Origin of the sequence: Actinocatenispora rupis (genome assembly GCF_016861975.1) — a bacterium.
Taxonomy (GTDB): domain Bacteria; phylum Actinomycetota; class Actinomycetes; order Mycobacteriales; family Micromonosporaceae; genus Actinocatenispora; species Actinocatenispora rupis.
Map to the genome: position 1 here is coordinate 238,594 of NZ_BOMB01000024.1, position 15,020 is coordinate 253,613.

1 protein-coding gene (running past both ends of the window) is annotated in these 15,020 nt (G+C 74.1%); it reads left to right on the top strand.

This entire window lies inside a single protein-coding gene on the top strand: locus Aru02nite_RS22015, encoding a DUF6528 family protein (RefSeq protein ID WP_203660675.1). The 118,716-nt coding sequence extends 73,169 nt beyond the window's left edge and 30,527 nt beyond its right edge, so the window shows coding positions 73,170-88,189 — codons 24,390 (partial) to 29,397 (partial); the first complete codon in view begins at nt 2. The start codon and the stop codon both lie outside this window.

A 15,020-nucleotide genomic window follows, 5' to 3' on the forward strand; every position in this document is an offset into this window, starting at 1 on the left:
TCCGTGGGGTGCGCCACCGGAGTCCGATGACCAGCCGGACCCCGGCGAGTCGCGGGACGACGGCGTCGGCATCAGCATCACGGTGGAGCGCGATCCCGAGGACGTCACCGAGGAAGAGGAACTGCACCGGGGACTGCTGGAGTTCGTCACCGCGAACGCGCGCGCCGACGGGCAGTTCAACACGGATGGGCCGCTGCTCTCGCTGGTCCATTCCTGGATGCCGGCGGTCCAGCCGGACGATGATCAGTTCGGCATCGCGATCGAGGCGGACGAGTACGGCTTCGTCGCGTTCGGTCGCCGGCTCAGCCTGCGCGAGACCGCGGCGGTGCTGGCGTACGAGGTGGGTGAAGGGGCACGTCTGAGGCTGTACGTCCGGCATGCCGGAACGGCGGACACCGACCTGGCCTGGCTGCCGGCAGCCGCGGACTACCTGGCGGCGCAGGCGGGCATCGAGCTGCTGGTACCACGCGGACCACTGGTGGCCGACGCAGACAGCGCGTCCGGCGCGGCGACCGCCCTGGCGGTCCGGATCGGTGTCCGTGGCGACGGCGCGCCCATGACCGTGCCGGTGTCGGCGGCTGAGGCGTGGTCGACCCACCTGCCGGCGGGGCGCGCGGCGCGGCCGGCCACCCGGCCTCGCCCGGTTGCCCGGCCGGATGAGCCGCCGCTCTGGAACTTCGTGCATCCGGTATGGCGTTTCCTGACCGAGGTCGCTCCCGGGTACGCGCTGTTCCACGACGCGGACCGGTTGGCCGCGGCCAACCGGGTGCAGGCCTGGCCACGCGAGGTGGCCCTGTTCGCGGACACCGACGTCCAGGGCAACCTGGTGATCGGCGGCCGCGGGATACGGCTGAACCACGCCGTGGCCGAGCTTCGCGAGCTGGCTGAAGCGTCCGTGATCGACCTGCCGGACAACACACCAGAGTCCGAGGGCGGCCTCCTCCGTCTGTACGTGTCGGAGGCCGGTTCCGGCCAGCAGCCGCTGGCCGCCGTCCTCGCGCGCTTCCTGGGCACCGACGTCGCCGGGCTGGTTGGCGATCTGCGGATCGTCGACGGTGCGTACGTGGTCGTCCAGCACGCCGGCGGACGCGAGGTGACGCTGCCGATCGAAGCCCCAGAGGCGTGGCGGATCTTCGTCGGTGGCGTCGGTGTCGAGAGCCAGGCCGCCTCCGCCGCGGCCCAGACCGCGCAGTACGCCCGGGACCATGCCTGGTCGGTGCCGAACGGGCTGGTGCTGGCGCACGAGGACGACCCGCGGGTGACCCGGTGGCGCGCGCTCGCCGAGTCCGTCGACGGGACGGTGCTCGGTGTCGACGTGTCCGACGACGGCACCGCCTTCGAGGTCGCGGGCGTACGGGTCGGAGGCGGTACCGAGCTGGCGGTGCTGCTGCGGGCACTGGAACGACAGGGGATCGTGGCGCTGCGCGACCGGCTCGTCGTCGTGGTCGGGCGCCCGTCGGCCGGCGACGGGCGGCTGTTCCGCGAGCTCGCCCGCGGCCTGGGGATGTCGGTCGTGTCGGTGGTCGGCGACCACCACGGGTACGACCTGACGGCGCCCGACTGGACGCCGCCGGACACCGGCGCGTACCGCCGGGTGTTCGACGCCGACGGTGTCGAGGTGCTGGACATCGCGGCCGGGCCCGCGCTGCCGGGTCTGCTCACGGACCTTGCCGAGGAATATCAGCTGGCGTGGGGCGCGGGTGTCGATGCGGCGGCCGGGCACGCGGCCGCGGACGCGGTGACCGAGCGGTACCGGCTGCTCGACGTGGACCGTGACGGGGCCGGGCAGTTGTCGGCGACGGATCACCGGCTCGGCGACGGCGCCTGGCTCGCCACGACGGCAGCCGACGCGGAGCGGGCCGACCAGGCGCGGATCGCCGTGCTCGACCGGGCGCTCGCCCTGTTCGAGGCGGCCGCGGCGGCGGCCCGGCGGGACGGCGAGCACACGCGCGCGTTCGAATACGAGCGGGCCGCCGCGCTGTGGCGCGAGCTGCACCAGGCGGGCGACCGGGAGCGCGCGTGGCAGCGTGCGGCGATGCGGGCGGCGGTGCTGCGCTGGACCGCGCGGGCCGCGCTGGAGAGCGGGACGGACCGCGCGGCGTACTGGCAGGGCGTGGCGTTTCGGGCCGAGGCGGCCGGCGCGCACGCCAACCGGTTGGCCGTCGGGTACGGGGCGCGGCGCGCGGAGCTGCTGCGGCACCTGGGTGACGATCCGCTGGCGGCGCCGAGCAGGGTCGGTGACGCGCAGGCGGCCGTGCTCGCGGCGCTGGACGACGTGGCCACCGCCGAGGCGGCGGCCATGCACCGCGCGGAGACCGACCAGACATACCGGGAGGGCGACGCGCGGGTCTGGTGCCACCGCCTGCTGCTGGACCTGTCCCGGGCCGCCGACACCGACGTACCTGGGCTGCGCTCGGCGATGCACGGGGCGTTCCGGCAGCTGAGGCCGGAGCGGGTGACCCGGCTGTTCGAGTATGTCCGCGGTGCCCGGGCGTACGAGCGCGGCGACGAGCGGGTCGAGCCGGAGGTCGACGTCGCGGTCCGCGCGATGTTGGCGGCGGTCGGCCTGCACGCCACCGACGTGGACCGGACCGAGGACGAGTGGCTGGACGAGGCGCGACGGTGGTGGGCCGAGGCCGACTTCCCGGCGGAGCTGCCGGCCGGCGGCCCGGGCGCGGTTACGGTCGCGACGCCGCCCGTCCCGGCCGACGACACCGGCTCCGTACCGGTGCTCGACGCGGTGCGGGACGTGTTCGGCAGCGAGCTGATGGTCCGGCACGGCGTACTCAACGCCCAGGACGTGCGGTTCGTCGAGACCGACCGCGGGCAGCTGCTGGAGGTTCGGACGATCGACGGGCGGTGGCTGACGTTCGCCCTGGTCGTCGGCGACGTACCCGGCGGCGCGTCGGCGCGGTTCGAGCCGACGCCGGACGATTCGGTGGACGGCTCGGTCGTGCTGGCCGCGCGGTACGACTCGGCGGTCGCGGTGGGCGCCACGCTGGCCGGCGCGGTCGCGGCCGGCATCGCGCAGTTCGCCGGCACCGCCGGCCACCTGCGTCGTCCGTACGTGCGCCGGTCGGTGGCCTTGGACCTGACGCCAGCGACCGTCGTACGGCTGGCGCAGCTGGCGCACGTGGGCGTCGCGTACCGGCGTGCTCTGGCGTTCGGCGCGGACATCGACGAGCAGGGCCGGCTGGCCGAGACGATCCGGCGGCTCGCCGCCGAGCTGGGCGTCGACTGGCTGCCCGCGCACGTCGCGCACCGGCGCGGGCTGGTCTCGCCGGACCCGGTGGAGCTGGCGACGGACCAGTGGGACGGCGTCCGGCCGTACCGGGCGGACGAGCTGGACGCGGCCCGGCTGACGCTGCGCGACGGGCACTTCACGTACTGGGCGGAGCCGGCGCGCAGCTTCGATTCCCGGCTCGCTGACCCGAGCGGACGAGCCCGCGTCGAGCTCGGAGCGGACGGGCACTGGTACGTCCTCGCGCCCGACCGGTCGACGGGCGAGGTGTACCAGGCGCGGGCGAGCGTCGAGGTGCACGCCGGTGAACTCGTGGCGATCGAGGTCGAGGACGGCCCGCTGGCACCCGTCGCCGGCATCGTGTTCGACCGGCTGGCGGTGGGCGGGGTGCACCGTGCCTACCGCGCCACGGTGCGTGCCGCGCATCCGGACGGTACGACGCACGTCGATCCGCTGGACCCGGCCCGAGTCGCTGCCGCGGTCGACGCGGTGCACCGGGCGGTGGACAGGCTGGCGCTGGCGGTGCAGGCAGGCATCGCGCATCCGGCGCTCGCCACGGTCGAGGGCGTCGGGGACCAGCAGATCCAGCTCGGCCTGCACGACGCGGGCACGGTGCGGATCGACGCGTACGCGCCGGTGCCAGGGATGGCGGTCCGTGACCTGACCCGCGACGATCTGGACCGGGCGGCGACGGCTTGGCTGGAGCGCAGCGTCTCCGCCGCCGTCAACCGGGCCCGGCACGACACCCCGGCCGACCCGGTACGCATCGGCTCGTCGCCCAACACCGGCGACCTGCTCGACATGGTGCACCGGGTGCTGATGTCGAGGGACCCGGCGTGGCGCGTGCGTCGCGCGGGCCGCGACGTGGTCATCAGCCGGCCCGGCGCCCGTTCCATCACGCTGCGTCTCGCGATGGTCGGGCTCGGGGACGACGAGGTGTCCCGGTCCCACTCGACCGAGCCGCTCGTCACCGGCACCGCCCGGTCCGCGGTCGTACTCGTCCATGAGGCGCTGGTCGGCGAGCCCGACCTGCTGCGCACGCTGATCGACCGGGTGCTGCTGTTCCACCAGGTCGAGACGGAGCTGCACAGCCTGCCCGGCCGCGGGCTCGGCCGGCTGTACGACCCGACCGCGCTGCCGCGCGACGACGAGCAGCTCCTCGGCCGGGGATACACGAGGCGTACCGCGGTCGAGGAGCGCGCGCTGCGCGACCTGCGGCTGCTCGTGAAGCGGTACCGCGGTGCGGCGCCCGGCCGCCGCGCGGGCCACGCGGTCGAGATCCAGGAATGGACCCGCCGTTGGCTGACCGAGCTGCCCAACGGCTGGAGCGCCCGGCGCTACGGGATGTGGCACGCCTACGTTCTGGACCAGGTGCCGGAATACCGCGCGGTCCTCGACGAGGTCCGTGGGCTGCAGCGGCCGGATCCGGTCACCCGTGAGCCGCGCGTGTTGCTGTCCCGCGACGAGGCACTGTCGTGGGTGGGTGAGCACGCCCAGGTGACGGCCTCCGGCCTGTCGTTCCACGAGGCGGGGTCCGACGACGGCCGCTTCGCGGCGGCGGTGCCGTTCACGCGCGGCGAGCGGACGCTGGACATCCATTACCAGGACGGGCTGGTCCAGGTCGCCGGCGCCTGGGTGACGCCGGCCGACTTCTTCGCCGCGGTGCGCCCGCTGGTCGACGGGATGATCGACGAGGGCGGCGACCTGACCCGGCGTACGGCGAAGGTCCGGCTGATCGCCTGCCACGGCGCCGAACTGCTCGACCTCGCCGTACGGGAGCTGCGGGTCACGGTCGGCGGCGCGAGTGACTACGCGTTCACCAGCGAGCTCGGTGACGTGACGGTCGCCGACCTGTTCCAGGCCGGTGACACGATGCTGCCCGGCACGCCGGGTCACTGGGTGTGGCGCGACCCGGACGACCACGAGTGGGTGCAGCCGTCCACGCAGCACCCGGACCCGGCCGCGACGACCTGGCTGCCCCGTGGGCCCGGCGCGGACACGTCCGGCGGCGGGCGGCCGGTGATGGACGGGTACGTCCTGGTCGACGACTCCGGACCGGGCGACGGTGTGTGGCGGGATCCGGACGGCCGGCTGTTCCGGGTCGTCGCGCCGCCCGATCCGCGCGTCGCCCGCATGATGGTCCTGCGCAGCCGGCTGTACCGGGAGTTCGGCGAGGACGCCGAGCGCGCCGAACTGCTCGACCTGAACGGGCACTTCGGCGACCGTCAGCTCGGCGTACGGACGTGGATCGACGAACCGGCCGCCCCCGGCGAGGCGGATCCGCGACGGCAGGTGGGCGAGAGCCTGCCCGTCCATGCGTTGCTGGACAACCCGGGCGCGCTCCGGGACCGGTCCGGGTCGGTGCTCCGGCCGGACGGCAGCGTCGTGTGGCGCCTCGGTAACCGGACCACCGTCCCCGCCCGTACCGGCGATCTGCACCTGGTGTGGTCGTCGGCCAGCGGGATGCTGGCCATGGCCCTGCATCAGACCCGGTACGCCGACGTCATGGCCGGCGTCGCCCGGATCGCCGCGGTCGCACCGGAACGTCTGGACGAGCTGGTCGACGAGGCCGGGCTTGCCGCGGACGAGGCGGACCGCCTCAAGGCGTGGTTCCGGGCGGGCCGGGACGATCTGGTCGCGCGTTTCGGCGCGACGCAGGAACCGCCCGTCGAGCTGCCGTCGCCGGTGTTCGGCACGCTGACCGTGGACGACCTGACGGCGCTGGTCGACCGGGACCTGCTGGAGTTCGCCGGACGACGGGGCCGCCGGCTCTACGACATCCTCGCCGCGCGGGCCGCCGAGGCGCGCTCCGCCGGGTACGACGGGATGACCGTGCTGGACCTGGCCCGCGCGCTCGACGCCCGGTCGGGGACGTCACGTGCGGCCACCGAGCTGACCGACTGGCTCACGACGCCCGAGGGCATCGCACACCACCGCGCGGCCGAGGCCCGGGAAGCGGTGTTCGCCGCCGTCGACTTCACCGAGGACCCGGCGTACCGGCTGCCCACGGCGGACGAGGCCGAGCAGCTACACGAGGCGCACGGCACCGCGTACGACCAGGAGACCCGCGACCTGTACTACCGCTGGTGGGCGTGGTCGAACAAGCTCAGCCAGCACCTGCGCAGCGGCGGGGTCGAACACCCCGAGCTCGCGCCCGTGGCTGCCAGGGTGCTGGACAGCATGTACCCGGCGCCGCGGGCCATGCTGCTGCGACGGGGAACCACGTTCGGTCAGGGCCACAAGTTCCAGGGCGTCGATCACCTGCTGTCGCTGGTCGGTACCGACGTCGATGTGTCCACTGTGGACAGCTATTCCGGGGTCGTGGACGGCGGTCCCGAGCAGGAGCGGTTCGCGGCCCGCGAGGTCCAGATGTACCTGGAGACTCCGGAGGGCACGCCGCTGGCCTGGATCGGCCGGTACCGCGGCGGTGGGCTGAACGAGTTCCTGACCGCTCCGGGCACCGTACGGATCGTCGGCGTGCGCCGCGTCGTGACCCGGTACGGCCTCCAGTACCTCGTGCGGTGCCGTGCCGTGCTGCCGGGCGAGGACCCGGGCCGCGGGGATGGCCCCGGACCGGACGCCGGGCCGGGCGGCGGTTCGGGGCCGCGTGGTGGCGCGTCGCCGGAGCCGACGCCGACGATCGGCGTGCTGCCGCCGTCGCTGACCGGCGCGGAACCCGCGGCCGCCGAGAGCACCGGGACCGGCGCGTCCCCGCAGACACCGGACGCCGACCTCGACCCGGTGCCGGACGGGCAGGCGACCGTCGAGGTCCTGAACCTGATCGAGACGCAGATCGCCGCCGTGGCACCCGGTGCCTTCGACCGGGTACCCGAAATGCGGGCCGAACTGACCCGCCGCTTCGGCGGTACGGCCTGGTGGGGCGAGCTGCGCGACCTGCTCGGCGCCGAAGGCGTCCGGATGCGGTACGAGCTGCCGGTCGGGTCGCTGTGGACCGAAAACCTGGACGTGGTCGTCACCGCCGAGCTGGTCGACCCGGACCAAGCGCCGACCGAGCCGAGCACCACCTACGCCTGGCGCGACGCCGACCGCGTGCCGCACCAGGTCCGGGTACGGGTGGCTGTGCAGCGGTCGCGTCCGGTGGGCCGGCCGCTGAGCGCCATCGCGATCACCGCCGCCGACCTGTTCCGTGGCCGCGGTACGCGGTCCGCGACCGCCGCCGCGACGGGTGTCGTTCCGGCGCTGCCGCGTCCCGCCCCGGCCACGGAGGTGCCGGACACCAGGGTGCTGCGGCGGCTACCGGCCGGCACCGAGGTCCTCGCCGTCGACACGGACCGCTACCCGGACGCGTTGCGCACCCTGCTGACCGAGCTGGTGGGGCGGCGGATGGTGACCCGGCACGAGCCGCGCATCGCCGCGGCGACCACGCCGTCGCACGTGGCGGACCTGCTGACGCAGCTCGCGACGCCGGAGGGCGCCGTGCTGGGCCGGTTCTGGCTGTCCGACCACGGCGGCCGGCGCGTCTCGGTACGTGGCTGGTCGACGTTCTCCGACCTGCGGGTCGTCAACCCGTCCGCCGGTACGGGGCCGCACGGGCAGATGGTGGTGGTGCGGCTCCTCGCGCACAGCGCGTTCGAGGCGACGCGCGTGGACGACGACGCCGCGCGGACCGAGACGACCCGGCGGCTCCCGCACGGTCCCACCGGCTACGTGTACCTCCGGGTCCCGGAGCGGTCGCTGGCCGCGATGCGCGATCTGCTCGACGGCGATCTCGGCAGCACGCCGCTCGCGCTGGTCGGCGCGGACACCGGCGCCGAGGCTGTGCACGTCGCCGGCGTACGGCCGGGCCTGGTGGCGGGGATGCGTCGCCGGCTCGCCCGCCGGTCCACCGACGCGCCGGGCTTCATGCTGGACGAGCTGACCGCCGAGGTCGACGCCGCGCTCGACTTCGCCGCAGGCCCCTGGCAGTACGTGGACGCGGTCGCGGCGCTGATCCGGGACCGCGCCGGGCTGGACCCGCGGGAGTACCCGGTGGTCCGGCTCTACACCGATCCTGCCGGCACCGGGCGCGCACCGGTCGCGGCGGACGGCACCGAGCTGCTGCCGGTCGAGTTCGCCCGGCTGCTGGCGCGGGCGCTCGGCGCCGAGATCCACCTCGGTACGACCGGCCCGCGCGGCGCGGTCGACGGCCACCGCATCGGCCCCGACGGCACCGTGTACGAGGAGGCCACCGCGTCGGACGCGGAGCCGCCGCTGTTCCGGACTGGCATGGTGCCGAAGGAGGACGCCCCGCTGACCGAGGCGGACTGGCGGCTGCTGCGCGCGCTGAACCGCCTGCTGTTCGAGCACGAGCAGGCGGTCACCGCTCTCAACGCCGCCGGGTACGCCGGGCGGCTGGCGAACGCCTTCGCGTGGCGGTTGGGCCGCGGTGACGCGCCGGGCCACATCCGGCAGCTGATCCGTACGGTGCAGGCGACCGAGACGCGGATCCGGCGGGCGATGGCGACGCTCGGGCTGGAGGAGAGCCTGCCCGGCGCCGACGTACTGGCCGAGCGGCTGCGCTGGGCGTTCGCGCAGCCGGGCCGGGGGCTGCGGATGCCGGAGTCCGGCTGGGCGATGATCGAGCACTTCCGCGGCTGGCGGCAGGCCCTCGATCCGGACCTGGCCGGCCTGCGGATGCTGGCCAAGCACCACCCGCCGACGGTCACGTGGAAGGGCACCCCCGCGAAGACCTCGCTGGTGCCCGTACCGGAGAAGCCGATCACTCAGCGGTCGATGGCGATCCACCAGCACCGGCCGCTCGAAGCGGGCGTGTTCGACGTACCGACCTTCCGCAACGTGTACGAGCTGGGGTGGACGGCCGGCATGGCCGCGCTGCACCGGGCCGGCATCGACCTGATCAAGCTGAAGCGGCCCGGATTCGCGATCGTGCTGGAGTCCGCCGACGTCGCGGCCGACGAGGCGGCCGCCGAGGCGAACCCGGCGCTACTGGCGCCGGGCGAGGTGCTGCGCCGCCGGTGGTCGACCGACGGCAAGGTCGCCGTGTTCACCGTGGCGCGCGGCAGCTCGCAGGCCGCGAAGCAACGCGCCTGGGACGCCGCCGTCGCCGCCAGCATCAATGAGTGGCGTTCCCCGCTGGTCGCCGCACGCGCCGTCGTCAAGCAGGTCGCGGAACCGGCGATCGCCGGTCTCGCCGCGGCAACCGTGCCGTACGTGGTGGACCAGACCGCGCACCCGAGCGGCCTGGAGGTCAGCGGCGTCGCGCTCCTCGGCATCGCCGCGAACGCCCTCTTCAACGCACTGTTCAGCGGGCCGCACTGGTACACGTTCGGCGTCGACTTCCAGCGCGAGCGCAACCGGCACCGCCGGATGATGGACACGAGCCTCAAGCCGACCGTGCGCCAGCTCGCCGACGACATGCACGCCGTGTCGGAACTCCTCGCCCCGATCGTCGCCGAGCTCGGCGTCACGACCACCCCCGTCCCGGCGTACGTCACGTCGCCGCCGCTCGACGAGGCGGAGAGCGCGGCGTACCGGGCGCGGGTCGACGCGGCGATCGTCCGCCTCGTCGAGCGGCTCCGGGACGACACGCTGGTGCCCCGGAACAAGAAGGGCGTCCCGGTCGCCGCGATGCCGGCGGAGGACGCCGGCGCACCGGCCGCCCGGCCCGGTGCGGTCCGGCCGACCGCGATGACCAACCAGACCGCCGAGACGATGGCCGGGATCACCGACGTCGAGTGGGACGCCGACGAGCGGGTGCTCACCTTCGCGCTGCCCAACGGGGAGAAGATCTCCATCCGGCCGGAGATCGGCGACAACGAGGAGTGGACGCAGTACCAGACCGGCGGCAGTGCGGGCCGGCTTGAGAAGACCCTCGACTTCCAGATGAACCTCGGCAGGTCGACCGCCCGTCTTCCCGAGGGAGACGAGGCGGACGCCGAGATCTGGGGCAGCCTGACCGACCAGTTCGCCGACATCGTGTACCAGGCGTCCTGGGTCTTCCAGAGCATCTCGGGCTTCGGTACGCACGGCAAGGCGCAGGGCATGTCCCTGTCGTTCGAACTGCTGGTCAACGTGTGGATCAGCCTGTTCGTCCTGCACGACCCGGGCCTGCTGCCCCCGCTGGTGGCGCGGCTGATCGCGTACCGGATCGCCTCGGCGGACGCCGACACGCAGAAGACGCTGACGGTCAAGCTCTCCGAGCGGCTCAACGCCGAGCAGATGAAGTTCCGCACCGGGTTCAGCCAGGTGACGGCGCTGCCGCAGCGGGTGCGCATCGGCATGCAGCAGCGCGAGCAGCTCGCCGCCGTGATCGAGGCCGTCGGACGGTTGCACGGCGAACTGACCGGCCGACCGGTGGCGGCGCAGCCCGCCGGGCCGGTCGAGACCGAGGAGATCCCGGACGGGCCGGGCAGCATCGCGTCGCAGGCGTCGTGGGCGCTGGCCGACGCGATCGACGCCACGCCGGGCATCACCGGTGCCTGGGACATCCAGGAGGCGAAGACCGGGCCGGTCTGGCGGGTCGTACAGATCCGGCGCGCACCGGTCGCCGTCGGCCGCGCCGCGTACCTGCGTCGGCCCACGCTCACGTTCCGGGTCCGCGTCGAGCCGTCGGTGCCGCCGAACTCGGTGCGGGTGGTTCGGACCAAGACACACGAGATGTCGATGCTGGTCTCGCCGGACTGGACCGACGGTGAGCTGTCGACGGTCGTCCGGCGGGTCCTCGTCGACGTCATGTCCGCCGAGAAGTACATGGCGCCGCGCCGCAAGGCGGAGCTGGCGAAGCGGGCGGCCGTACCGGCCTTCGGTACCGCGGCGATCAACCTGATCACGGCGATCGCGCAGGGCAACACGACCGCCGTCCCGACCGAGGCGGGCGCCGCGACGTCCGCGACGGTGGACGGCGTCAGCCAGATGTTCACCGTGCGGAAGGAGTTCGACAAGGAAGGCGACGTCTACACCGCGGCCACCAAGCTGGCCCACGCGGTGCCTGCGGACTACGACCAACTGACCGGTACTGGCTACCGGACTCTCGGGGAGAGCGCGGAGCTGATCCGGGCGCAGGCCGAGCGGGACGCCGCGGATCCCGCGTATGCGGCGGTGGCCGACGATCTCACGGCCCTCGCGGCCTATGCCGCCGCTGACCGGACGCTGTCGCCGGAGGAGCTGTCCGCACGGTTCCGGCGCTTCGTCGCCGACGGCGGTCTCGGCGACCTCGACACCGAGTACCTCGGTGACAACCTGTACAAGGTGGTCGTCGAGCGGTCGACCTCCCGGATGAAGGCGCTTGGTCGGGGCCGCCATCCGGAGATACTGCTGGTCCGGTACGTCCCCGGCGAGATGGTCGAGGACCTGCCCGAGATCCTGGACCGTACCGGCGCCGAGTACGACCCGGACGAGCTCCCGGACCGCACGCTGTTCATGCGCGGCGAGGACGACGCCGACTGGTACGCGGTGTCCGGGACGGCGGACGCGGAGCACGGGTTCGCCGCAACGGCCGAGGGTTTCCGGCGGGTCGCGGAGATGGCTCGTCGCGGCGCCACCGGCATTCCGGAGCTGGGCGACCACCTGACCCAGCTGACGTTCTGGCAGGGTGGCGCCATCCTCAACCGGTTCACGACGATGGCGCTGACGGAGCTGACCCCCGCGCACGTGGCCGAGCAGATCCCCGTGGCGATGCTGAGCATCTACCTGGGCGCGCTCGCCAGCAACTGGCACAACCTGGGTCACGAGATCTCCCGGTGGATGGCGAACCGGATCCGGGACTACTACGGCTACTCGGTGTCGCCGTTCCGGGTGCAGTTGGGCGCGTTCCTGACGGCCAGCCTGGCGATCCGGCTCGAACGGCTCGACGCCCGCCAAGCCCGCCTCACCGAGCTCACCGGCCGACCGCGGCCGGAGTGGCCGGCGTGGCAGGGCGAGAAGCTGCCACCGGACTACCTGGACGACGACCCGAGGGACTCCGACGACCCGGACGACCCGGACAGTCCGAAGGGGCCCGACGGCACGCCGCCCACGCCCCCCAGCCCGGCGCCGGTACAAGGCATGGAGGCGACACCCGGCGACCCGGCGGCGCCCGTGGCCCTGCCCGAGCCCGCGCCCGTGCTGCCGTCCGGTGATCCGTCGACCCCTTCCGATCCCGCGTCCGCGCCGCCGTCGGGTGGCCCCGGTGACGGCGCATCGGTGCCGACGACACCGGCGCCGGACCCGGTCGCCGACCTGCTGGCCCGGCTCCAGGAGCTGCGCGACGACCCCGACCTGACCACCAGCGCCCGGGTACTCGCGGTGCACGCGCTGTGGGCCGGCGCCGACCCGGCGGTCCGTGACGCCGCGATCGAGGAACGCCCGCAGCTGGTCAGCGCCGTACCCGGGGTGCTGAGCACGGACGCGATCCGTGCCAGCGACCGCACCCTCGACGCCGGGATCGAGGACGTACGGGCCCGGCTGGCGACCCGCGCCGCCGAGCTGGCCGACCTTCATCTGGCCGAGGACGACGACCCGGACTTCGGATCGCTGTCGGCTCTGCTGAAGACGCTGGTGTTCATGGCGACGCCGGTCGCCCGCAAGGTGTGGCAACCGGATGGCACGGTCCGGGTCGTCATGCAGCGCCGCCGGTTCATCCACCTGGAGATCGATCCGGACGGGCCCGGTCATGTCGTGGAACTCGTCGGCGCCGACCTGGCCGACGCCGACGCGGCCATGCAGTTCTGGGCCGGCACCTGGCAGAGCCTGCGGACCCTGCCGTACCAGGTCCGCCGCACCGAGATCGTGCACGACGCTGCGGCGGCGCTGGTCGGCGGCGACCCCCGGCTGGCGCTGCTCACGGCGCTGCCGCCGAACCTGCCGCAGGGCGTGCCGGGCACGGTGCCGCAGTCCCGGGTCCGCGCCGTCGCCGACACCGCCGAGGCGCTGACCCTGGCCGTACAGCTGGAGGTCCGGCCGGGCACCCGGTTGACGATCCAGTCGCACAGCTACGCCAACCGGGTCGCCCGCGAGCTGCGGGAGAGTCGCCCCGACACGTTCGCCAACATCCCGGTACTCACCATGGGCCCGCCCGTGTCGGTGCCCGGCAGCGACGTGTACACGATGTTCAACGCGCGGGACATGACCGCGCAGATCCATCCGTTCGGGCGTAACGCCTGGCAGCCGGGGGTCACGCGACTGTCGGCCGGCGACGCGCAGGGCCACCCGTCGTACTGGGACGACCCGACCGCGGTGCGCAACATGGCCGCGTTCGCGCTCGGCGGTACCCACCCGCTGGTCGTGATCAACCCCGGCGACCCGGACCCGAACAACGGCCCGGCGAGCTTCACCAACGCGCTGCGCGCCATCCCCTTCGTGGTACGCGAGATGCAGGAGGAGTCGGCGCCGCAGGACGTGTCGCCGCGCACCCTCGGTACGGTCACGCCGGAGGAGGCCGCCGCGCTGCCGGCGGGTCCGGGACCGCGGCACGCTCGACCCAACGCCGCGGGTACCGGACTGACCGGCTCGGGTACGCCCCGGCACGCGCGGCCCGACGGCGAGCCCGGGCCGACCATCGGCGCCCTGCCGCCGCCGGTCACTCCCGACACGGAACCCCGCCCCGACACCACGACGGCAACGCCCGAGTCCGCGCAGCCCGAGACCGCGAAGCCCGAGGCGGCCAAGGGGGAGTCGGGCGAGGGCGAGACGAAGACGGTACTCACCGGCGAGGTCGTCTCGACCGGTGCCGACGCCGCGGTGCAGGAGACGCAGCGCCCGGACGACGCCGACGCGTTGCGGGCCGAGCTGCACCCGGGGAAGCGGCCGGCGTTCACCGACCACGATCGGGCACGCTTGGCGCGGCTGCTGGCGCTGGCCGAGGAACTCGACGTTCTGCGGGTCCGGCTGCGTGTCCTGGTCGGCGACCTGGTGCCGGACGGCCGGCCGCTGCTGCGCGACGTCCCACTGGCCGAGCTGCCCGCGACCGAGGACGTGTGGCTCGTCGTTGACCGGTGGCAGTCGGCCGAGGAACAGGTCCGCGACCTGCTGCACGGCACGGCGGTGGGCCGGGACTTCGGCATGGCCGTCGAGGAGAGCGTTCCCGGGGCCGGGACGCGGCGTGGCTGGATCACCGACGAGCTCGCCGACCAGCCGGCCGCGACGGAGCTGGTCACGCGGCTCGGGCGGCCGGTGGACAGCCCCCGCGCCGCGGTGGCCGCGATGCGGGGGGCGCTGCTCGGCGAGGGGATCGACGGCAGCTCCATCGAAGCGACCGACGAGCCGCCGGTACTGAACGACCACGTCCTCGCCGGTGCGTACGCGACGCCGCCGGTGGTCGACCTGACCGATCCGCTGTACCAGGACGTCCTGTTGGTCTCGCCGAAGGAGGGGCCGTTCGAGACGGTCGGGTTCACGGTCGCGCTGACGCAGGGCCGTACCCCGGCAGGCCGTCTTGTGCACAGCGAACTGATCATGGGCAGCCAGTTCCGGCTGACGGCCCGCGCGGACGCGGACCCGGCCGAGGTGGCCGCTGCCGCCCGCGCCGAGGTGGAGCGGCTGGCGGGCGAGTGGAAGTCCGTGATCTCCACGGTGGTCAGCCACTGGCGCCGGGACGCCAGCCCGGCGACGGTCGCCGGCATCGTCACGGTCCTGATGTCGATGGGTGGCGGCCCGGCGATGTGGGCCGGTCCGGTCGCCCGGTCGGTGATCGAGGCACTCGTCTCCGGCCCGCTGGCGTACGTGTTCACCCGGGACAACGTGTTGGAGGCGCAGCGCCGGGACCGCGAGCTGGCCCGCCTGTCCGGTAACCCCGCGCAGTGGCAGCTGCTGAACGAGCTGGGCCGCGGCGACGGTGACCCGC